The sequence below is a fragment of the Risungbinella massiliensis genome (assembly GCF_000942395.1).
Taxonomy (GTDB): Bacteria; Bacillota; Bacilli; order Thermoactinomycetales; family Thermoactinomycetaceae; genus Risungbinella; species Risungbinella massiliensis.
Window position 1 is genome coordinate 56,821 of sequence record NZ_LN812102.1, and the last position, 21,799, is coordinate 78,619.

General features: G+C 39.1%; 23 protein-coding genes and 1 pseudogene. 14 read left to right on the forward strand and 10 right to left on the reverse strand.

Annotated features, from left to right (window positions below; translation table 11 throughout):
* Positions 1 to 158: 158 nt before the first annotated feature.
* The 3 genes and pseudogenes from rfbD to VJ09_RS00690 all read left to right on the forward strand — a co-directional run.
* Positions 159 to 1,007 carry a dTDP-4-dehydrorhamnose reductase gene (rfbD, locus tag VJ09_RS00680; RefSeq protein WP_044639811.1) on the forward strand — a complete coding sequence of 283 codons (849 nt, stop codon included), beginning with the start codon at positions 159 to 161 and terminating at the stop codon, positions 1,005 to 1,007.
* Between the two features lie 246 nt (positions 1,008 to 1,253).
* Positions 1,254 to 2,267, forward strand: a complete 1,014-nt coding sequence (locus VJ09_RS00685; RefSeq protein ID WP_052807147.1) for a protein kinase domain-containing protein — start codon at positions 1,254 to 1,256, stop codon at positions 2,265 to 2,267.
* Between the two features lie 195 nt (positions 2,268 to 2,462).
* A pseudogene (locus VJ09_RS00690) lies at positions 2,463 to 2,732 on the forward strand (zinc ribbon domain-containing protein); the annotation flags it as partial.
* A gap of 58 nt (positions 2,733 to 2,790) precedes the next feature.
* Here the strand turns inward: VJ09_RS00690 and VJ09_RS00695 are convergent.
* The 4 genes from VJ09_RS00695 to VJ09_RS18750 form a co-directional block, all read right to left on the reverse strand.
* Positions 2,791 to 3,309 carry a GNAT family N-acetyltransferase gene (locus VJ09_RS00695; protein WP_044639812.1) on the reverse strand — a complete coding sequence of 173 codons (519 nt, stop codon included), beginning with the start codon at positions 3,307 to 3,309 and terminating at the stop codon, positions 2,791 to 2,793.
* Between the two features lie 20 nt (positions 3,310 to 3,329).
* Positions 3,330 to 4,289, reverse strand: coding sequence for a threonine/serine dehydratase family protein (locus VJ09_RS00700; protein WP_044639813.1), 960 nt, complete (start codon positions 4,287 to 4,289; stop codon positions 3,330 to 3,332).
* Between the two features lie 147 nt (positions 4,290 to 4,436).
* Positions 4,437 to 5,006 (reverse strand): 3'-5' exonuclease, encoded by a 570-nt coding sequence (locus tag VJ09_RS00705; protein ID WP_044639814.1) that lies wholly within the window; start codon positions 5,004 to 5,006, stop codon positions 4,437 to 4,439.
* A gap of 310 nt (positions 5,007 to 5,316) precedes the next feature.
* Positions 5,317 to 6,381 (reverse strand): VanW family protein, encoded by a 1,065-nt coding sequence (locus VJ09_RS18750; protein WP_052807149.1) that lies wholly within the window; start codon positions 6,379 to 6,381, stop codon positions 5,317 to 5,319.
* 259 nt (positions 6,382 to 6,640) lie between these two features.
* Between VJ09_RS18750 and VJ09_RS00715 the strand changes: the two genes are divergently transcribed.
* The gene (locus VJ09_RS00715; RefSeq protein WP_044639815.1) at positions 6,641 to 7,264 is read left to right on the forward strand and encodes a hypothetical protein; all 624 of its coding nucleotides are present in this window, start codon (positions 6,641 to 6,643) and stop codon (positions 7,262 to 7,264) included.
* A gap of 33 nt (positions 7,265 to 7,297) precedes the next feature.
* Here the strand turns inward: VJ09_RS00715 and VJ09_RS17380 are convergent, their stop codons facing one another.
* A complete protein-coding gene (locus VJ09_RS17380) occupies positions 7,298 to 8,626 on the reverse strand; it encodes a sulfatase family protein (RefSeq protein WP_052807150.1) in 1,329 nt (442 codons plus the stop codon).
* 173 nt (positions 8,627 to 8,799) lie between these two features.
* On the opposite strand from VJ09_RS17380, the gene VJ09_RS00725 reads away from it, so the two are divergent.
* From VJ09_RS00725 to VJ09_RS00745, 5 genes are all read left to right on the forward strand, one after another.
* The gene (locus VJ09_RS00725; RefSeq protein WP_044639816.1) at positions 8,800 to 9,201 is read left to right on the forward strand and encodes a DUF1761 domain-containing protein; all 402 of its coding nucleotides are present in this window, start codon (positions 8,800 to 8,802) and stop codon (positions 9,199 to 9,201) included.
* Positions 9,202 to 9,542: 341 nt separating this feature from the next.
* A complete protein-coding gene (locus VJ09_RS17385; protein WP_052807151.1) occupies positions 9,543 to 10,289 on the forward strand; it encodes a class I SAM-dependent methyltransferase in 747 nt (248 codons plus the stop codon).
* Between the two features lie 101 nt (positions 10,290 to 10,390).
* The gene (locus VJ09_RS00735; RefSeq protein ID WP_044639817.1) at positions 10,391 to 10,744 is read left to right on the forward strand and encodes a DUF1516 family protein; all 354 of its coding nucleotides are present in this window, start codon (positions 10,391 to 10,393) and stop codon (positions 10,742 to 10,744) included.
* A 101-nt stretch (positions 10,745 to 10,845) separates the two neighbouring features.
* Positions 10,846 to 11,499 carry a pyridoxine/pyridoxamine 5'-phosphate oxidase gene (locus tag VJ09_RS00740; protein ID WP_187118671.1) on the forward strand — a complete coding sequence of 218 codons (654 nt, stop codon included), beginning with the start codon at positions 10,846 to 10,848 and terminating at the stop codon, positions 11,497 to 11,499.
* Positions 11,500 to 11,659: 160 nt separating this feature from the next.
* Positions 11,660 to 12,397 carry an aspartate/glutamate racemase family protein gene (locus tag VJ09_RS00745; RefSeq protein WP_044641484.1) on the forward strand — a complete coding sequence of 246 codons (738 nt, stop codon included), beginning with the start codon at positions 11,660 to 11,662 and terminating at the stop codon, positions 12,395 to 12,397.
* Positions 12,398 to 12,506: 109 nt separating this feature from the next.
* On the opposite strand, the gene VJ09_RS00750 is transcribed toward VJ09_RS00745, so the two are convergent.
* Both VJ09_RS00750 and VJ09_RS00755 read right to left on the reverse strand, forming a co-directional pair.
* Positions 12,507 to 13,097 carry a GNAT family N-acetyltransferase gene (locus VJ09_RS00750; RefSeq protein WP_044639819.1) on the reverse strand — a complete coding sequence of 197 codons (591 nt, stop codon included), beginning with the start codon at positions 13,095 to 13,097 and terminating at the stop codon, positions 12,507 to 12,509.
* A gap of 20 nt (positions 13,098 to 13,117) precedes the next feature.
* Positions 13,118 to 13,315 carry a hypothetical protein gene (locus VJ09_RS00755; RefSeq protein ID WP_044639820.1) on the reverse strand — a complete coding sequence of 66 codons (198 nt, stop codon included), beginning with the start codon at positions 13,313 to 13,315 and terminating at the stop codon, positions 13,118 to 13,120.
* 156 nt (positions 13,316 to 13,471) lie between these two features.
* Between VJ09_RS00755 and VJ09_RS00760 the strand changes: the two genes are divergently transcribed.
* From VJ09_RS00760 to pabB, 3 genes are all read left to right on the forward strand, one after another.
* Complete coding sequence (locus VJ09_RS00760) at positions 13,472 to 13,654, forward strand: H-type small acid-soluble spore protein (RefSeq protein ID WP_044639821.1); 183 nt, start codon at positions 13,472 to 13,474, stop codon at positions 13,652 to 13,654.
* 315 nt (positions 13,655 to 13,969) lie between these two features.
* A complete protein-coding gene (locus tag VJ09_RS00765; RefSeq protein WP_044639822.1) occupies positions 13,970 to 14,536 on the forward strand; it encodes an anthranilate synthase component II in 567 nt (188 codons plus the stop codon).
* A gap of 9 nt (positions 14,537 to 14,545) precedes the next feature.
* The gene (gene pabB, locus VJ09_RS00770; protein ID WP_044639823.1) at positions 14,546 to 16,291 is read left to right on the forward strand and encodes an aminodeoxychorismate synthase component I; all 1,746 of its coding nucleotides are present in this window, start codon (positions 14,546 to 14,548) and stop codon (positions 16,289 to 16,291) included.
* 95 nt (positions 16,292 to 16,386) lie between these two features.
* Here pabB and VJ09_RS00775 read toward each other — a convergent pair whose 3' ends face one another.
* Positions 16,387 to 17,007: a flavin reductase family protein gene (locus VJ09_RS00775; RefSeq protein ID WP_044639824.1), complete on the reverse strand. Its 621-nt coding sequence runs from the start codon at positions 17,005 to 17,007 to the stop codon at positions 16,387 to 16,389.
* A gap of 93 nt (positions 17,008 to 17,100) precedes the next feature.
* On the opposite strand from VJ09_RS00775, the gene VJ09_RS00780 reads away from it, so the two are divergent.
* Positions 17,101 to 17,787, forward strand: a complete 687-nt coding sequence (locus tag VJ09_RS00780) for an ArsR/SmtB family transcription factor (protein ID WP_044639825.1) — start codon at positions 17,101 to 17,103, stop codon at positions 17,785 to 17,787.
* 173 nt (positions 17,788 to 17,960) lie between these two features.
* Here the strand turns inward: VJ09_RS00780 and map are convergent, their stop codons facing one another.
* Entirely contained in the window at positions 17,961 to 18,776 is an 816-nt protein-coding gene (gene map, locus VJ09_RS00785) for a type I methionyl aminopeptidase (RefSeq protein WP_082050497.1), read from the reverse strand.
* Positions 18,777 to 19,238: 462 nt separating this feature from the next.
* The gene (locus VJ09_RS00790) at positions 19,239 to 20,450 is read right to left on the reverse strand and encodes a chromate transporter (RefSeq protein ID WP_044639827.1); all 1,212 of its coding nucleotides are present in this window, start codon (positions 20,448 to 20,450) and stop codon (positions 19,239 to 19,241) included.
* 370 nt (positions 20,451 to 20,820) lie between these two features.
* Between VJ09_RS00790 and VJ09_RS00795 the strand changes: the two genes are divergently transcribed.
* Positions 20,821 to 21,606: a histidine phosphatase family protein gene (locus tag VJ09_RS00795; protein WP_325063577.1), complete on the forward strand. Its 786-nt coding sequence runs from the start codon at positions 20,821 to 20,823 to the stop codon at positions 21,604 to 21,606.
* Positions 21,607 to 21,799 lie beyond the last annotated feature (193 nt).

Here is a 21,799-nt window from a genome sequence, read left to right on the forward strand (position 1 = left end):
ATTTTCATTAGTTTTTCTTATAAGCAACAACCTATGCGAGTGCTTATGGACAGATTTCACTGAATAGGATAACGAAAGCCGGTATAGTCTTTTTTTATCATTTGAAACATAGGAGATTCTAGATCTCAGAGAGCAAGAAAAGAGAGGAGAAATAACGGTTGAAAATTCTCATTAATGGAGCAGGAGGAAAGTTAGGCAGAGAACTGACACTATATTTTGGTACTTTGGGCTATGAAGTAGTAGCATTAGATCGCAATACTTGGGACATTACCGACGAAAAGCAAACTCAGCAAATGATAAGCGGGATTCGACCAGATGTGCTGATTCATTGTGCTGCATACACCAAAGTAGATTTTTGTGAATCCAACCAAGAGGTAGCTGAGGAGATTCACTCCATTGCTACACGCCAAATCGCGCAATGTTGTCAAGAATACGGAGTACGAATGGTTTATATCAGTACTAATTATGTGTTTGAAGGTACCAAACGGTCAGGATATAAAGAATCTGATCCAACACGTCCTCTAAATCATTATGGTTGGACCAAACGACAAGGAGAACTAGCCGTAGAAGAATTCTGTTCCAATGGAATCATTATCCGTACTTCCTGGTTGTATGGTCATATCGGAGCGAACTTTGTCACTTCGATTTGGAAAAACGCAGAACAGGGTGCGGCGTTACGAGTTGTAAAAGATGAAATAGGTAACCCTACTTATGCGATAGATTTCGCAGACTGTTTATGTCGTCTTTTGCAAGAAAAAGAAACCAAAGGAATTTATCATGTGTCAGGATCGGGAGTATGTTCTTGGTACGAATTTGCCCTTGAAATTCTCAAGCAGGCAAAAGTAAATGCTCGTATACAGGCGATCACGACGGAGGAGATGGGAAGGAAAGCGATTCGACCTATCAATTCGGTTTTGATCAGCGAACGGAACATTCAGTTGCCAGATTGGCGTGATGCGCTCAAAAGATTTTTTATAAGAGAACTGCAGGATAATGAGGGAAATTAGGATTTTGTTGTGAATGATACTTCTCTAGAGAGCAGAATACAAATGCGTCCTTTTTTATGACGATATTGATGAATATAATAAAATTGAATTTTTTATCGAAATTTGTGTGGAAAAGAGTCTGTTCCCCTTGTATCCCTCCCTAATTTTCGAAATAATGTTTCTGTGCACTCATTTATTTCTATTTGCACATTTAAAATTCGAATAAAAACACTGCGAGATCATAGTGGAATGAAAAAGGTGATGGGGTTGCAAGACAGACCAATTGCCAACCGATACCAACTACAAGGGGTTCTTGGTAATGGAGGTATGGCAACCGTCTATCGGGCTCGAGACATAGTATTAGATCGAGCTGTCGCTGTAAAAGTGATGGACGAAAAGCTAAGTGATGATGAAGAGTTCGTCAAACGCTTTATCTTGGAAGCTCGTGCCAATGGACGTCTTTCCCAGCCCAATATCGTCAATGTATATGATGCTGGAAATATCGGCAAAACGTACTATATGGTGATGGAGCTAATCGATGGAATTACACTGCATGAGTTAATTGAACAAAAAGGTGGACGTTTACCAGAACGAGAAGCAATTGCGATTGCGATGCAAATTTGCGAAGGTTTGTCCCATGCTCACCAAAACGGAATTATCCATCGTGATGTGAAACCGCTGAATATTATGTGCACATCAGAAGGAAAATTCAAGCTAACTGATTTTGGAATAGCCCGACTCAGTCAGATGGCAAATAGTATTACCAAAACTGGTACCGTAATGGGATCTGTTCACTACTTTTCTCCAGAACAAGCAAGTGATCAGGAAATTTCTGCTGCATCTGATCTCTACTCTCTCGGGATTGTATTGTATGAAATGGTAACAGGCGAAGTGCCGTTTGATGCTCCAGAGAATCTCCAAGTAGCATATCAACATCTCGATGCTCCTGTACCAGATCCAAGAGCAAAAAACCCAGAGCTCTCTGAAGAATTTTGCCAGATTATCTTTAAAACGTTAGAAAAAAAACCTGAAGATCGCTATCAGACTGCAAAAGAGCTGAAACAAGCACTCCAACCTGTTTACTTTGGAAAATTTCATCGTAAAGAGAAAAGTGCTCGGAAAGTAGAAGAGAATGGGATTCAGCTTTCTGCACAAGAAGCTGCTTCATTGTCGCGAAATCGGCAATCATCAGGAGAATGGAAGAACTATGTGATTGGGATTGCGGTCGCAGCTATTATCGTGTTGACGATCCTTCTATTTCAAATAGGAGGTTCAAGTTAAATTGATTCCACTATCCCACACCAATATGTGGAAGCTCGAGTTCCGTATATAATCAAAATCTATCAAAAAACAGTACTTCCGTTTTGGAGGTACTGTTTTTATCTATTATAGCGGAGAATACTCCCACTTCTAAGCATAGCGAAAGTGGGAGATGAATCTGCGTCGAACGAGGGAGGGTTTCTACCCTCTCGCAAGTCCGACCTATTCTGGTGTTTTTTCCTTCATGAAATCATGCTGACCTATAAGGCAAAGTGGTTCGGAAGAACCATCGTGAAAGTAGGTAAAACGTTTCCCTCTAGTCAGCTTTGTTCCTGCTGTGGCCATCAAAATAAAGAGGTGAAAAACCTAAATCTTCGAAGTTGGACATGCCCTGAGTGTCGGGTAGAACATGATCGAGACCTTCATGCTGCTCAGAATATAGTAAAAGAAGGTCTGAGACTTCTTGCCGTAGGAACTACGGTTTGAGTTTGGTACATTTCCTATCGGTAGATGGGATTACCCAAGAATCCCCTACCTCTTAGCGTTAGCGTAGGTGGGGGAGGTTCAATTGAACAGGTTTCATTATTTCCTCTAGCTGTTGTTCTTGATTACCAGTTCGGACCATAGCCTTGTCTAGATTAGGGTCTAGTTCAAATCCGTACTGACGATATAGATCATGTGCGTCACGGGTTTTGAGACTAAAAAATGTATTGCGTATTCGTGGTGTTTCGACTATACACTCCATCAACCATTTGCCAAGTCCGTTTCCCTGATGGTCTGGAGAAACAAATACATCACACAAATAGGAGAATCGAGTAAAATCAGTGATGACTCTTGCAAACCCTACTTGGTAACGAGTGGGGGTAGAAGGGTTACCGAGATAGATTCCGTAACAAAGTGGTGTATAAAGGATCTGCTCTCTAACAGCTTCGATGGAAACTCCTTGTTGCCAATACGAATCATTACATAGATAGGAATGAATAGTTGATAGGTCAAGATACTCTTTGTTTGTCGAGAGATAGAAATCGTCTTTTTGCCAAGTTAAGTTTTGCAGTTCGTTCATCGTATCGCTTCCTCTATAGATTATGATAGTGTTTTGTGGAATGAGAGAGGATCTATATTTCCACCACTTAAGATAACTCCCACTTTAGAAGATGGGGAGCGAAGTTTACCTGAGATTAAGACAGCCAGTGGAACAGCACCTGATGGTTCAATTACTATTTTGAGGCGAGTAAAAGCAAAGAGAACTGCATCTCGAATTTCTTGTTCTGTAACAGTAACAATCTGAGAAACCTCTTTTTGAATAATGGGAAAGGTTAATTCTCCAGAACATGGTGTACGTAAACCATCCGCAATGGTAGAGGAAGGAGGTATGGAAATTCGTTTACCCGCTTGAAAAGAGAGATAAGTGTCATTTGCCAGTTCTGGTTCTACTCCGATAATAGAGATCTTTGGATTGATACCATGAGCTGCGATCGCAGTACCTGCTAACAGTCCGCCTCCTCCTATTGGAACGAGGATGGTATCTATATCTGGTACCTCCTGTAATAGTTCGAGAGTAGCGGTTCCTGCACCAGCAATCACCTCTTCTTTATCAAAAGGGGGTATAAGAGAATATCCGTAGGTCTCTTGGAGATTTTGAGCGATCTCTTCGCGGTTTTCCGTTAGACGATCATACAAAATAATCTCTGCACGATATGCTTTTGTTGCCTCTTGTTTCATTTTAGGAGCATCAGAAGGCATGCAATTAACAGCTTTAATACCCAGCAACTTCCCAGCGAGAGCGACTGCCTGTGCATGATTTCCGGAGGAAAAAGCGACAACACCTTTTTTTCGCTCTGAGGGCGTCAGATTACTAAGTGCAGAGTAGGCTCCACGAAATTTAAAAGAACCAGTTCGCTGAAGGTTTTCACATTTTAGATAGACTTCTTGTTGAGAAATGTTATTTAGGATGCGAGAAGTCTGGATAGGGGTAGCGTAGATGTTTTTTTGAATCCGTCTAAACGCTTCCAATACTTTCTGGTATAAAAGAGACAGAACCATTCCTCCATTTCTTAAATAACAGATAGTTTTCATATATATTACATCAATATTACGAAAAGTAACAGTAGGTATTTCATATTAGACAAAGGATTAGATGATACTTTGCTAAAATAAAAAGAGCTGTGAAAAGTAGCTCTTTTATTTACCCTACTTTTCATAGCTTTCGACATAGTTCAACCAATTCCACCCATCTTGAATCATTCTTTGTACTATCTTTGCTATATTCCGTGCATCATCAATACCGCGATGGTGTGTTCCAACAAGTGGGATTTGAAGATGTTTTAGAGCCCCTCTCATACCCATTTTTTTCACACCATAAAAAGAGCTGTGTGCTTCTTTTAGATTGAGGTGTTTGGCAGAAAACGGGTAAGGAACTCCTTTGCTGGCGCATTCTTTCTTTAGTTGCTTGCGATCATAGTGGCCCCATGAACAAAAAAGTGATTGGTGTTGCCAAGTGAGAGTTTCGAGGCCATAAACCGCTTCTTTAAGAGAAAGTCCTTGATTTACTTCTTGTTGTGTAATAGAGGTGAGATCTCGGCAGAACGGACTTAGTTCTGGAAACAGAACGGGTCGGACAAAGCACTGATACTCTGTCAGGACACTTAATTTAGTTGTATCCAACATGACTGCACCGATCTCGATGGTCTCGGAGACAAAACGAGGTGGTGGACTTTTTTCATAACAAGTTGCTTCTAAATCCATGATCAGTAGGTTCATGATGTTAGTCCTTTCAACAAGAGATATTAGAAAATTATATTATTTATTAGAATAGCTTGTCTACAAACCCTCACTGAAAGGTTGATTATGGAATCTTGAATACCATAATTGGCTAATAAAAATAATTTTATTGATAATGAATTAGCTAACTTTCGTATACAACATAATAAAAAGGGGTTAAAGTTGACTGGAAAAGTTCAAAAAGAATTAGGATCTGAGTTTTCAGTAGTTTTCTCCTCTATAGATTATCTATAATGAGGATAACCCCGTAACTAGTACGGGGTTATTTTACTATTTCGGCTCGCTATATCTATGGAGCGATTATTTGGTTTTGTGGTAGGTCGTGGGTTGGTTGATCAGGATTTACTTTGTATTGTTCTACTTGTTTAGGTGGATCTGGTACTGTTCTTTGCGTCACTTTTGCTTCGGGAGTAGTATAAGTTCGAACAGAAATGGAATCGGAATTGACTTTCACTCGAAGAAGGATAGGTTCTTGTAACGTATTTTGAAACTGGAAATCTGGTCCACCCCAGGAAACAGTTGCGTCCTGTCCTGGTGGTACATAGGTAACTTCTTTGCTGTGAGAGTATCGATTTACGATTTTTAATCCTGCTTCGTTAACACTGTTATATAAGGTACTAGAGACTTGGCAGATACCACCCCCGATACCCTCGCTATATTCGCCTTTTACGATGATTGGAGCGGACTGATACCCTTTTTCGGCTGTTCGCTCACCTACTACTTGGTTAAAGGAAAATACCTCTCCAGGCATGAGGATTAGCTTATCAATTGCTTTAGCAGAAAGTTTGATATTGGTCGTTCGATTCGAATTATTTCCATTAAAAGTGGTTTGATAGCTTCCGATTAGTTTCTGGTCTACTCGAGCCAAATCTCGTTGGTTGACGGCAGCAGGGACTTCTACAAATGGTATTTCGAGTGGCTGATTGATGTAGTAACCGAGATCTCCCAACCATTCATCTATCTGTTGAAGATCCATCATCTTTCCGCTTGTAGCTGGTTTTATGTCTTCTCCATAGCGATCGAGGCTTGCGTTCTTTGGAGACTGATCCACTTTTTCTTTGACGTCTCGAAGCCAAGACTTGAGTTTGTCTTGATCAATTGAGGAGAGATGGAATCCATCAAAACCGATTGACTGGAGATCCAACACATATCTCTCTCCTTCAGCAGTAAGGATAAGGTTTTGTTCTTGTCCTTGTTGTGGAGCTTCTTCATAGTCAATAGGTCTTGCGTTTGGGGTATTTTGTTCTGTGTAATCAGGAGTACTATTAGGTTCTTTAGCAGTATTTTGTTGGCATCCAATATTGATCATAGTTATAAGAGCGACCATATAGACCAGTCTTTTTGTTAGCTTCATTACTTGTTCCTCGACTTTCCTTACCTTATCTTAGGATTATTGACAAACTTAACAGTATCTCTAACCTGTATCTCTATAATTTGATAATCAGTGGTTTTTATGCAGTTAAAGAAGAAAACCAATGCGTAAGGTCGTTATGCAAAAAGCTCTATTATGATAAAATGAAATGATAATACTATTACCTATACATCCAATTTTCAAAAATAAGCGAAGAAATTATGATATAGAAACCGAGTATCTAAGAAAGAGGAGTAACGAAATGAAACTTTTTCATTATCATCACTGGTTGACGGAACTGGAAGAGATGGAGACATTTTATCGTGAGTTAGGCTTTGTAGTTCAACTACGACTTGGTCGGAAAAAAGGTGGCTCTTGGGAATCAATTGATCCTACGCTTAGTTGGGAGGAGATCAAGGAGCAAAAAATCCTTTTTCGAATTATCGAGATGAGACGTGGAGTACTGAATGTGACATTTGGTTTTGGAAAGGAGACCAAGTTCGATCATATTGGTTTTCTAGTTGGAACTTCAGAAAAAGAAAAAATCTGTCAAAAGGCAAGTTCGTTTGGCTGGAAAATAGATGATTCACGCGAGACGAGGACTTTTTTACAATTACCAAATGACTTTCGAGTAGAACTACAAGAAGATCCTTCTTATGTAGGAGAGGATCCTCTCCCTAAACTAACTGAATTAGCAATTACTCTCCCTGAAATCGAGCAGGTAGAGCAGATGAGAGAATTATTCTCGGTTCCAGAGCTAGAGATTGAAGTTGGGGAGGAAATATTACTCGAGAGGGTTTTATTGGATGATAGAGATGATTATTATTTAGTAGACCCGACAGGGGTTTTTATAGTAGGAAAATCAGCAGGGGAATTTCGAATATAAAAACCGCTATCCACACGGAATAGCGGTTTTTTCTTAATACCCCAATTTACTAAGGCGTTCTTTTAGCTCTTCTTCTTCTGCTACTGTCATTCGGTTCATCTCTAGTTTAGTTCCTTTTCTGAGAGGGTCTTGACGCTTGTAGCGGGTAAGCATCTTTTTGACCCATCCCTCCATTTTTTGATGAAGCTGCTTTGCTAAAATAGGATGTTCTTTTATGACGTTGTTCTTCTCTTGGGGATCAGTCGTTAAGTGATATAACTCAAAGTTCGGATTACCATAGACATCAGGTTTTAAAGAACGTATAAGCTTCCAGTCAGTAGTTCGTATGGAGCGTTTCAACTGCCAATTAGCTTCGCAAGAGATGACGAATTTCCGGTGTTTGCGGGTAGGATCCTTGATCACAGATAAAAGAGATTTTCCATCCAAGTTCCCTAATTCTTTGAAAGGAGACGCTTCTGCGAGTTCCATCATGGTCGGGAAAAGATCGGCATGTTGAACCAAAGTAGGAACTCGAATGCCTCCAGGAAGTATTTTTGGATAATGGAAAAGGAGAGGGACATGCAAACTAGCATCATAGAGACCATGATGGTCAAAGTAGATTCCATGCTCGCCAAGACTTTCCCCATGATCTGAAGTCAAAACAATTAATGTATCGTCTAGGATCTGGAGCTGTTCTAGTACTTGGATGATCTGCCCAATTGCGTGGTCTACTTGTTTTACTGTTCCATCATAATCTTGACGAAGCTGACTAGGTGTTTTTTCTTGACCGTACTTTTGGATAAAGCTCCATAAAGGTTCTCGAGCAAATTCTTTGAGAGAAGGTTCGTTTGGCTCTACTTCTGTTATTCCTTGTGATTCTATTGAATGGTATGGATAATGAGTGTCCCAATAGTGGAGAAAAAGGAAAAAATTCGGTTCGTGTGCATGCTTTTCCAGCCAAGCAATGGCTTCTTTATTTACCTCTTCAGCCGTTATATTCAGATGAGTTGGTCTTTCTTCGGATGGATCAATATACGTATCATAACCTCGTTGGAACCATGTGTTCTTTTCCCCTGTGATTCGATAGTTACAATCGATGGCAGCAGTTCGATAGCCATTTTTTTGCCAAAACAAACTCATAGGATAGAGTAGCTCAGGAATTGGTTGTGGCTTCATATTGACGACACCATGCTGATAAGGATGTTTTCCTGTCATCATGGTCACAAAGGAACTTTGGGAGACATTATTTTCTCCAAACAACCGTTCAAATACGACTCCACGACTCGCTAATTGATCTAGATGAGGAGTAAGTCCATTTTGATTCCCATAACAGCCAAGTCGGTCTGCGCGCAGAGTATTGATGTTAATAAACAGGATTCGCATGCAAAGACCTGCCTTTCTTTACAAAATAGATATCATACTATATGTAACTTGGCACTTGTCAGTGTGGACTCAAGAGAAGGATCGAGAAGCTTCTGTTTAGAAAAAGGGATAACTTGGAATGATAGTGAAAGATGATGGTTGTGTTACATGCTTGAATAGAAGGAGTCTATTTTATGGAAGAATATATGTCCTATAATATCTGGGCGGTACTTCTTGCAACTTTCGCATACATGGCGATAGGAAGTTTTTGGTATTCCCCATTGCTGTTCGGAAAAGTATGGATGAGAGAGCTATCTATAACCGAAAAAGATCTAACAGATCCCAAGGAGGCGATGTTAGGAGCACTCGTTACCACTTTTTTATCTGCCAATATTTTGGAAGTGCTTTTGATCATATCCCATTCGGAGAATGCATTAGATGGACTCTGGATTGGAACATTAGTGGGACTTGTAATTGGGGCTGTCTTTGCAACTAACTCTTTTTTTGAGCGTAAATCATGGCGACTTTATCTCATTACAATCGGATATCATTTTGTAGCTTTTCTTTTAATGGGCTCTATTCTCGGTGGATGGTAGATGATATACACAAAGAGACTCTTGTCATGGAAGTAGTTAGCCTTCCGTGATAAGAGTCCTTTTGGGCTTTCTAGGATTTTTATACCAACTGATTTTTAGGATAGAGTATAGTTACGTTTTATTTCTTGAAAAGATATATTCATGCAAATATTCTTTTGTTGTTAATAGAAAATAAAGAAATCAGAAAGAATAATACGGTTATTGGATGAAAAGTAAGATAAAATATAAATTGCTTGAATTCAAATTTTATCATAATTACTGCTAAAATCTGGACAACTTAGCAGAAATTAAATAATAGTTTTGAATATGGAATGTCAGTAATCATGTGAACGGAGGATAAGATGACGGATTATCCGATCACGAACAATTCTCATTATTTTCGTCGGGAGGTAACTTTTGATCGAGACCTCCAGGCTCATTATCAACAGCAACAAAAAGGATCATATCATGTGCTCGATTTAGCATGTGGGGAAGGTGAGTTTTTAAAGAAACAGATTCAATCACTAGGTACAAACGGAATTCATTGGTATGGATTAGATCTGTCTCCAGACTTACTATTTCATGCAAAGCAGACGTTGGCAGATGAGTGGGTAATGTTGTCAGAAGGATCAGCAGATGCTTTGCCCTATCCGGACGATAGTATGAATTATATTTCCAATCGTTACTCCTTTCATCACTTTTTGAATAAAAGAGGAGTTATTCGTGAGATTTGGCGTGTTCTTAAACCGGGTGGTATGCTCAAAATGACCAATCGTTCGGTATTTGACGAAGCGAATAGTTGGCTTTACTTGTACTTTCCTAATGCATTTTTTGAGGACTGCAATCGATATTGGTCTCGAGAAATGTTATTTGGAGCAATGCAACAGATGGGCTTTCATGTACAGATCCAACTGAAAGTGACAATGAAACTAGAGCCTCTTCGCCATCTACTATATCTTGCGGAGATGCAAGCTTTTTCCTCTCTTACTCGTCTCTCTGGACGGGACTATCAGTCGGGGCTTTCTATGATGCGAGAGAAGTTGAGAAAGAACCCTAAAAGCAGAATTCAAACAGAACAATCCGAGATGATTTTATATGCTCGAAAGTGAAATAGTGAACAAATTACTAGCCCTATTGGAAAGTTCGTTTTATAATCAAATTGGGCACGAATGTAAAATTGGGCTCGAAAGATAAGGGAGTGGAAAAAAGAATGTCATGGTTAAAAGAAGCACATGTAGGCTCTTGGGAGCTGGCATTAGTGTTGGCAGTAGTAAGCTATGTGTTGTATCTTACCGGAAAAACGAAAGTAGGTTTTATCCTACATAACATTGTGCGTGTATGCTACATTATCATCGTAGGAACTGGTCTTACGATGCTGATCACTTGGGATGTAAACCCGATCTTCCATCTAAAGGCACTTCTTGCTGTGATCGGGATTGGACTTTTAGAAATGGCTCTAGTTCGTGCGAAAAAGGAAAAGCCAAGTGCAGTCTTTTTAGCATCAGGTTTAGTGGTTTTTGTTGTGGTAATTTTGATTGGTTATGGCGTAATTGGTGGGTTTTAAAGTGAATTTCAATGGGTTCCTTATATGAAGGGGCCCTTTTTTATTACCAGATTATATACAAACAGTAAACTCGTCATTACAAAAAGAGGTGGATTTTATTGGTGAACAAATGGGATCATCTATTAACAGGATTAAAGAGTCTTCAAGGTGATTTACCTTCCTTCGATACTACTGATTTACCTAGTAATCCTGAAATTCTATTTGCATCCTGGTTCCAAGAGGCTCGTGATATTGGTGTACCAGAACCACATGCGATGACGCTGTCAACCGTTAGAGCCGATGGAACTCCTGATGCTAGAGTACTGATTTTAAAAAAGCTAATTGAGGGAAAATGGTACTTTGCAAGTACCAATGAGAGCGCCAAAGGGCTACAGATCCAGCAAAATCCTTATGTTGCTCTTACCTTTTATTGGTTCAAACTTGGGAAACAAGTACGGATCAGAGGAAAAGTCATGGATGCAGGGGATGAAGCTAGTAAAGTAGATTTCCTCCAACGACCAATAGGAGCCAGAGCGATTGCTTTAATAGAGAAGCAGAGTAAGGAATTATTGGACCCTTTTGAATTAGAAGAAGCGATTCGTGAGCAAGAGATACACTTATTGGCAGACCCAGATAAGATTACGCCAAATTGGCGACTCTATGCAGTTCAGGCAGAGGAAGTGGAATTTTGGCAGGGAGATTCTAAGAGGAAACATACTCGTGTAGTCTATCGGAAAGAAGGAGACGAGTGGAGACAGAAGCTTTTGTGGCCTTAAAGAACGGTTGCGTTGTTAGTAGAGATGGTTTGAGAGTTCGAAGTAGACGTTGTAGTGGGGATTGGATTTCATGATCAAGAACCTATTATGCGAATTATTGGGGAATAGAATTTGGAATTTCAATGCTGTATTGTATAAAGAAAAAATGGAGGTACAAATGATGAAGGTAATTGGACTTTTAGGTGGAATGAGCTGGGAATCTTCAGCAATTTATTATGAATTGATAAATAAAAGAGTAAAAGAAAAATTGGGTGGTCATCATTCAGCCCAAATTATTATGTACTCTGTTGATTTTCAGAAGATTAAAGATTATCAACATAATGGAGAATGGAATAAAGCGACAAACGAACTGATCTCAGCAGCACAAAGAATTGAAAAAGCTGGTGCAGATTATTTAGTAATTTGCACAAACACGATGCACAAGTCAGCAGACGAAATTCAAGAGAATATAAAGATTCCGTTACTTCATATAGCAGACACTACTGCAGAACAAATTAAAAACGATAATATTCACAATGTTGGATTGTTAGCTACTAATTTCACTATGGAGGAAAATTTCTATAAAGGTCGTTTAAGAGATAAGTATGGTCTAAACGTATTAATTCCCAATCATGAAGATAGAACAGAAGTCCATAATATCATTTACAACGAACTTTGTTTAGGAGAGGTAAGATCGAAATCAAAAGAAAGCTATAAGAGGATTATAGATAAGCTTATTCAAGATGGTGCAGAAGCAATTATTTTAGGGTGTACGGAAATTACAATGTTAATCGGACAAGATGATGTTAGTATACCTGTCTACGATACAACAGCTATTCATGCAAGAACAGCAGCGGATCAATCTATAGCGATACATGACTCAACTGGATACAATCTCTCATCATCCCATAAATTATGATTCTCATCTAACTTAAACATTTAGTGATTAAATATATCGTTAATAACTATTCATGTATAAACCCCAAGCAAACTTCCTGTTCAAATAGGATTTGCTTGGGGTTTATATTTTATCTGGCAAGTTTAGCTATTAGTCCCTCTTTCACCTGTGGCCATTCTTTTCGGATAATGGAATAAACTACAGCATTTCGTATGTATCCACTAGCTAGTTGACGTTCATTGCGCAAAATCCCTTCTTTTGTAGCACCCATACGTTCAATCGCTTTTTGTGACCGGATGTTACGCTCATCTGTTTTGATCTGAACACGTATCAGATCTAGTTTCTCAAAACAGTACTTTAACAAGAGGAGTTTACAAGTCGTGTTGACGAAGCTACGTTGATAATCTGCGCTATACCAAGTCGAACCCAGTTCAGCTGTCCGATGAGTCAAATTTAGATCATAGAGACGAGTCGTGCCAATAACTTCTCCTGATTCGCGTAGTTTTACGATAAAAGGAAGCGCTGTTCCAGAATTTCGTTGTTCAATCGCTTGGCTCATCCAATGCTGGAATTGTTCCATCGTCTCAATTTGTACCAGCATATACTCCCAGATTTCGGGGTTTGCATGCTGATAAAGTTCTTCAGCATGTTCTAATTGCATTGGTACAAGTTCAATTTGTTCATTTACAAGGGTAGGTGGATTTGTAAAAATTTGATTCATCTCCATACAACTCCTGACCATCAGATTGTCTTGATCATCCAAACTACTGAGATAACAATCGCCACAATATAAATAATGGTAATCCAAAGCAATGTTCGAGGACTTTTGCGAACATAACCGTTATTTTGACCGGCACTCTGCGTTTTGGCAAGCATTAAGGTAGTAACAGTACCAAGTAAGATCGCAATGACACTGATTACTACTACCCACGTCATCATAAAATCAGCCCCTTTTAATGTTATTTTAGCATGAGTCTGAAGAGAAATAAAAAGGTAATGCTAGGTGTAATGGGAAGATTCATCGATTTCAATTTCCCGATTATAAATAGCATAAAATTTATCTTCCCTCAAAAAATAAAAAGGGAGGTGAATTTTATGGATCTTCAGCGCGCTAAGCAGATTTTTTCTTCTTCATCTGACATTGATGTAAAGTATAATGGTGATTCGGTTTGGATCGAGAAAATTAATGAGGATAATGGAACCGCCAATGTACATTTACGAGGTTCAGAGCAGGATAAAGTGGAAGTAGAGATTTCTCAACTTAGAGAAGTACAGTAATAAACATGAACAACCACCCTATGCAAGAGGTAGGGTGGTTGTTTTATTAGTTTGACTTTGGTTCTGAAATCAGTGAATATATATGCCGCCTCTTAATGAAACTATCGTAGCTATTTAATTTGTTTTTTAAATCATTTTTTAGTTATTTTTGATTAACGCTAAAGGTATATGAAAAAGATAAATGTCAAAATGGATTCAGTGATCTTTCGATAGTAATCTTGGATGTTAGAGTTTATGATAATAGTTGTTTTTAGTTAAACCTAGTTCATACTGAAATGTTCAAATTCCATTATACTACCCTGTTAGGAGATATATATGATACTTATCATAGATAATTATGATTCATTTACATACAATCTGGTTCAGTATTTACAACAACTAGGCGAAGAAATAGTTGTTTATCGTAATGATGAAATGACCATTTCGCAGATCAGAGAACAAAAGCCAGACTTTATTCTTATTTCTCCTGGACCTGGAAATCCAAATGATGCTGGTATCAGCTTAGATGTAGTGAAAAACTTTGCGGGTGAGATCCCCATTTTAGGAGTTTGTCTCGGTCATCAAACAATCGTACAAGCTTTTGGTGGGTGTGTAAACGAAGCTGGACAACCTGTTCATGGTAAGACTTCGTTGATCTATCATGATGGAAAAGGACTTTTTACCTCTTTGCCTTCTCCATTTCGGGTAGCTCGTTATCACTCGCTCATTGCAGAAGCTAATTCCCTACCAGATGTCCTAGAAGTGAGCGCCAAGACAGAAGTAGGGGAGATCATGGCAATTCGCCATAAAAAACTGCCAATTCAAGGTGTGCAGTTTCATCCGGAGGCGATCCTGACGGAACATGGATACTCACTTCTACAAAATTTTATCCAACAACGTTAGGTGGTACTTATGGCAAGTAAACCATTCTTATATTTTCAATATCAAACGAGTAGTGGAACTATAGAACCACTTGCTTTTTCCAATCCGCAAAAAATTTGGGAAGTGCACACATTAGATCAAATCATTCCAGTTTTGCACGAAGTCCAAGCATATGTAAAAAAAGGTTATTATGCTGCCGGATATCTTTCTTATGAAGCTGCTCCTGCCTTTGATTCTGCTTTTCAGGTGCGTAGCGGAGCTACAATCCCACTATTATGGTTTGCTATTTTTGATGAGCCAAGCCGCAAAAAACTTCTACCAACCGAATGTTCATTTCATGCGACAGATTGGGAACCTGATATTCGAAAAGAGCAGTATGAGTCAGCGATAAAGTCCATTCATAGCGCGATCCATCAGGGAGACACATACCAGGTAAACTATACAATGCGACTTTTGGCAAATATGGAGGGAGACCCTTTCACGTTTTATCAAAAGCTGTCTCAAAGACAACGTGCAAATTATACCGCCTATCTAGACATAGGTCGGTACCAGATTTTATCTATCTCGCCAGAACTCTTCTTTCATCTAGAAGGAAACAAGATTACAACTAAGCCGATGAAAGGAACGGCACAACGCGGTCGGTATGGGATCGAAGACCAAATGATAAAGGACCAGCTACGGAGCTCAGAAAAAGAAAGAGCAGAAAACGTGATGATCGTGGATTTGATCCGGAACGATTTAGGGAGAATTGCAAAAACAGGAAGTGTTTCGGTACCAAAGATTTTTGAGGTTGAAACATACCCAACCGTTCATCAGATGACCTCTACCGTCACAGCAGAACTCTCTGAAAAGACAGGTTTCGTGGAGATATTACGAGCACTTTTTCCTTGTGGCTCCATCACAGGTGCACCTAAAGTAAGTACGATGAAGTGGATTGCAAATTTAGAGGTTTCTCCACGCGAGATTTATTGTGGCACGATTGGTTATCTAACCCCAAAAGGGGAGGCAATTTTTAATATTCCGATTCGAACCGTTTTGATCGACTCCCATACAAACAAAGCGATTTATGGTGTTGGAGGCGGTGTCACGTGGGATTCGACCTCAGAAGGAGAATACGAGGAAGCATTTTCAAAAGCTAGATTTTTAGTAGAGGAGCAACCAGTTTTTTCTTTATTAGAAAGTATTCGTTTAGAAAATGCTAATTACTCACTATTAAGTGCTCATATGACGAGAATGAGCGAGTCTGCTCACTATTTTGGTTTTCCTTTTGATCGTAGTAGGGTGGAAGAGGCTTTAGAGGAGTTTCGTCTACAAAAACAACAAGGTGTTTATAAAGTAAGGGTGTTATCTAGACCGGATGGTAGCGTGGGAGTAGAGGGAGAAAAAATTTTCGATGAAAACGAACCTGTTCTGGCTCGTCTAGCAAAGGAGCCAATTGACTCGTCTAATCGCTTTTTATTTCATAAGACAACCAATAGGGAGATTTATGATTTTCACCGAAAACAGTTATCCGATGACGAATATGATGTCCTACTTTGGAATGAGAACGGAGAACTGACTGAATTTACGATAGGCAATCTCGTGATGGAAATCAACGGAAAGAAGTGGACGCCAAAACAAAACGCTGGATTGCTCGCAGGAACATTTCGTCAACAATTGTTGGAACGTGGAGAGATAGAAGAGTGTCATTTGACTATAGACGATCTCAAAAAGACGGAGAAAATCTGGCACATTAACAGTGTGCGTGGTTGGATCGAGGTTCAACTTATTATATAGATAATGAAGAGAGTCCTAGCACAAAAAGTAGTGTAAGGACTCTTTTGTTAGGTTTTTGGTGATCACTTGATTGATTTTGGAAATAATTTTCTTGTTTATGTTTCTGACCGAAGCGTTTTCCCAAGCTCATCGCTTAGACCAAAGTAGTGACGGAAGTTGTAAATGAGTGGATTCCATTTTTTGGGGTCAATGTGATTCTCCCCAATCACGATCTCTTCATGTGCATGGACACGTACAGCTTGTGTCTCGACAATTGCAAAATCAGGGGAATAATCAGGAATACGAATGTGCTGAATCTTTGCTTCAATTTGGATTGGGCACTCGATAATTCGGGTAGGCTTAATTATTTTGGATTCAGCAGGAGTTAGTCCACATAGATCATATTTGTTTTTTTGATAGGTGTACCCTAGCCGCTTTTTATACTCTGGAACAGGGGTTTTTCCAGTGTAGGGAGCTAATTTTTCGACGTTCTCCCACAAGGAGGCGTCGGGTATATTCAACACACACTCCTGCTCGCGTTGTATATTTTCTATTGCTTTTCCACCGAGTCCAATTCCTAAAATAATATTATCCCCCAAAGCCCATGACGAAGAAATAGGTGTGATATTGCTAGTTTGATCTTCGTTTAATGTGGTCAATAAAATGACAGGAGTCCCATAGTATAAGATTTTTGGTTTGATTATTTGGCTTTTTGGCAGTTGTTGTAACTCGTTCATGATAACTCTCCTCATCTGTATTTTCTTTTTTAGTGTAAGATATAAACAATTCGACTGTCATCGAAATATGGATTACACAAATGGGGGATTAACATGAACACAAATACAAATATAACAATGGTTGCTACTCTGGTGAGTGATACTTCTAGAGCTGCGATGTTAACCATTTTGATGGATGGTAGATTCCACCCGGCAAGTGAATTAGCATATATGGCTGGGGTCAAACCTCAGACAGCTAGTTTTCATCTAACCAAAATGGTTCAAGCAGATATCGTAACTGTAGAAAAACAAGGTAGGCATCGATATTATGGCATTCGAAATTCAGAAGTAGCCCAAGTGATGGAACAATTACTAGCCATAGCTCCACCAATGGAAATCAGATCATTAAAACAATCTTCAGAAGACAAAGCAGTTCGTTTTGCTAGAACTTGCTATGATCATCTCGCTGGGAATGTAGGAGTACAACTGACTAATTCTCTTCTTCAGATGGGTGTAATATACGAAGAAGAAAAAGACTTTCTTGTTTCGGAGAAAGGGAAGGACTTCTTTGGCGATTTCCAAATCAATATTTCGCAAATAAAGAAAAAACGACGATCTTTTGCAACGAAGTGTCTAGATTGGAGTGAACGACGACATCACTTAGCTGGCTCTTTAGGAAATGCACTTTTGGAGCGGCTATTGGAGTTAAACTGGCTAGAACGTATACCAAAAACAAGGGCAATCCAAATAACTTCGGAAGGGAAGAAGGGACTGAAAGAAACGTTTTCTATTGATTTATAATCTAGATAGATATGCTTAGATTTAGAGGTTTTATCAACAGACAAAAAATTAGTTAATTTTCTTTTTGGATCAAAGGGAGAAGGCGAATGGGACCCATCGAGGAGCAGTGGACATCACAAATAAAACCCTAATGAATAAATCGATCATTAGGGTTTTGGATAGAAATATGGAGATTAATTATCTAACTGAGTGAGAATAATCGGCTTATCTTCTGTTACGACGATAGTATGTTCATATTGTGCTACTAAGCTCTGATCAGGTGTAATAAATGTCCAACCATCGCCTGATTCGATGACATGGTCTGCTTTCATTGAGATAAATGGCTCTACAGCTAATACGTGCCCTTTTTTTAGGAGAGATTTATCTTGTGGTTCGTAGTAGTTCAGAATATGAGTAGGTGGTTCATGGAGACTTCGTCCAATACCATGTCCTGTCAAGTTTTGAATTACTTCAAATCCTCTTTTTCGAGCTAAGATTTCTACTGCTTTTCCGATCTGGTTTTTCTTTGCGCCAGCTTTTATTTTTTTCATGGCTTCAAAGAAAGCATCCTCAGCGCATTGGCATAGTTGTTCTAACAGTTCATTTTGTTTCCCTACCACAAAGGAGACACCTGTGTCAGCATAATATCCATCTAACACAGCAGAGATATCCACGTTAACCAGATCACCATCTTCCATGCTTCGATCACTTGGAATTCCGTGTGCTACTTCTTGATTAATGCTAATACAAGTGATTCCAGGAAATTGGTACATGACATAAGGAGCAGATTCAGCACCATAATGGTCTAGTACTTGTTTTCCGATCAGATCGAGTTGTTTGGTGGACATCCCTGGTTTGGCCTGGGCTTTCATCTCTTCTCTAGCTTTTGCCACAACCTGGCCAATTTTTCGTAAACCAGCTAGTTCTTCTTGATTTTGTATGATCAATAGGATCCCTGCTTTCAAATTAAGGGTTAGAACATATATGTAGATTTTATTGATACATATCAAGATATGATACCGCAAAAAAGAACGGATGAGGAGATATGTGTTTTCTTTAGATGTTTGCAATGGTTTAAGTTCGTTGTTGGAAAGATGACATAGGAGTAGGACCAGTAAGGGAACGAAATAGTGCTACTTTGCCGAATATTGGAGAGTATATTTAAGTTAAGATTTGGTACATTTGCTTTGATGTGTTTGCTATCTAGTAAGTTTCTGATTTAGATCCCCATTGAAGATGTACAATGGTAAATTCCCCACAGATACGGGTAGGTAGAAGTTATTTGCCACTAACAGTTCTGACAATACCCTTCCAACCTCACCTATTTGATTCTTTTCTATTGTCCCTTGGTTTTTTTCCAGATATTCATTTTTATCTAGATAGAAAGTATCGTTTCAACTCATTTCAAAAATGCTAATAAAAGTCCCAATCTAGTTGGGAAGAGTATTTCATTCAATTGTTAGTTAAGTCTCTTAGAAGCCATTTATTAGTAAACCTCCTAATGCTCCGGTTATGACAACAACCCAAGGTGGAGTTTTCCAAAAAACAAGCATGATAAATAGAATAGAAGCAAGGGCGAAATCTATGGGTTTTAGAATAGAATGGGTCCAAATCGGGTCATAAAGGGCAGCTAGCAAGATTCCAACTACTGCAGCATTAACTCCAATCAGTGAGCCTTGGATGTTTGATTTTCTACGAAGGGAGTTCCAAAAAGGCAATGTACCGATAACCAGCAAGAAAGCTGGTAAGAAAATGCCGATTGTGGCAACTGTTGCACCTAACCATCCATCGATCAATGCACCTAAATATGCAGCGAAGGTAAACAAAGGTCCAGGAACAGCTTGAGTAGCCCCATAACCTGCAAGAAAGTCTTCCTTGCTTAACCATCCAGTAGGTACAAGTTCTCTCTCAAGTAGAGGAAGGACTACATGGCCACCACCAAAAACGAGAGAGCCTGCTCTGTAAAAACTATCGAAAACGGCTAACCAATGGAAAGAAGCTGCATTTTGAATGAAAGGTAGACCAACTAATAATGCAAAAAACAGAACGAGACTAGTCAGAGCTACGGAACGTCGAATAGGAACATGTATTTCAGATATTTTAGGAATTTTCCTTTCCTTATAAAGAAATAAACCGATGATTCCAGCCACAACGATAATGATTACTTGGCTTACTGCTGTCCGCCATAGCAAAGTAATGGTTGTTGCGATAATCGCTATGGTTGCTCTGTTTCGGTCAGGAGTAAGTTTCTGACCCATCCCTAAAACAGCATGGGCAACAATGACCACAGCTACCAGCTTTAGGCCATGAATCCATCCCATATTCCCAACATCGAAACCCTGGAGTAGAAATGCGAATAGAACTAAAGCAATAACTGATGGAAGAGTAAATCCAATCCAAGCAACAATACCTCCTAACAACCCAGCACGTATCACACCAATTCCAATTCCAACTTGACTGCTTGCAGGACCAGGGAGGAATTGACAGAGTGTAACTAGATCAGCATAACTGCGTTCATCCATCCATTTGCGACGGCGAATGTATTCATCGTGAAAATACCCAAGGTGAGCAATTGGTCCCCCGAATGAAGTGAGACCCAGCTTGGTCGATACTTGTAGCACCTCTAGAAGTTTCTTTAGTGTGCTTTTCGATTCGTTCTGGATTGTTGCTTGGTTTGTTTCCATCGTAAGTATCTCTCCCAGTTGATAGTTATAAAACAAGCTGGTTGTTGCTGGCTAAGAAGGTACGAATAGGATCACGAATATTGACACGCTACAACATCCTCTACAATGCAGACAACTTTTCAGTTTAGTAAGATGCAAACTCCTTTGGCTGATACCGCATTTGCTGAAATGTTAGATGATTAGCATTTTTACTTTAAATAGTTCAAGGTGTTGTTCGTGTTTTAGAAAGTATCTAATTACCAATTTCAATTGTTGTTCGGTAAGATTGCTCTACCATATTAGGCTCATACAATTGTTGCAATATCAGGCAGATGACATACATTATCAGTGTCTTGTTTTTGTAGAAAGTATAACAGAAAGGAGAGATCAAATGGATCAGAGACAAAATATCGAGAATGTAAAACGACTATCTTCGTACCATTTTGCACAGGAAGAGCACTTCAAGCGATTAAAAAGGATATCGGCAAACAATCTAGCTCTATACGATCAATACGCATCACTACAATATTTACATAAAGCACTTGCACATCGATACAAAGCAATAATAGCAGGGATGATGAGTTCATACACAATACCATTTAGATCACAGAAATATCAAAAGCCAGCAGGATCCATCAATCAATCGTTGCTGAATTTGCTTCGAGAAGGTGGATATATTCTATATGTTAGGCACGGAGAAGCAAATGTAGGAGAAGATCAACCCAATCTCAGCTTTGAGGATTGTTCCACCCAAAGAAATCTTTCCGATATTGGTAGAAGACAAGCGGTAACCTATGGAGAGGTACTCCGCAGGTTAAGTATTCCTATTGTGTATCCGGTTCTTGTGAGCCCTTTTTGTAGAAATAGAGAAACTGCTACTTTGGCTTTCGGAGAAGAGAATGTTCAAGTCGATCCTTTTTGGGTTGAAATTTATAAACTGAGTGGTAATTTGAGTAAAGCAAACCAGGAAAGCATATTAAACTATCTCAGATCAGTTTTAGAAATCAAACCACCTATGGGTAGTAATAAGGTTATTATCGCCCACAGTTTTCCAAAAGGGGTTGGATTAGGAGAAATTCCAGACATGGGAACTGTTGTTGTGGAACCTCAAGGACAGGGAAATGGTTATAAAGTTGTCGCTCAAATATCACTAGTAGAGTTGGCAAATATTCCATAGGTCTAATAGCTTAAGCTATACCAATATAATCGAGCAGAGATTCAGGTACATTTTAATATTTAATGGACTATATACAAAAATAAATTTCCGCATCATTAGCGATACGGAAATTTATTAGCGGCAGGAATTTAGAAGAACAGTGATATAGTACAAGAACTCAAAAATAGATAATTATTTTTATGATATGTTAGCA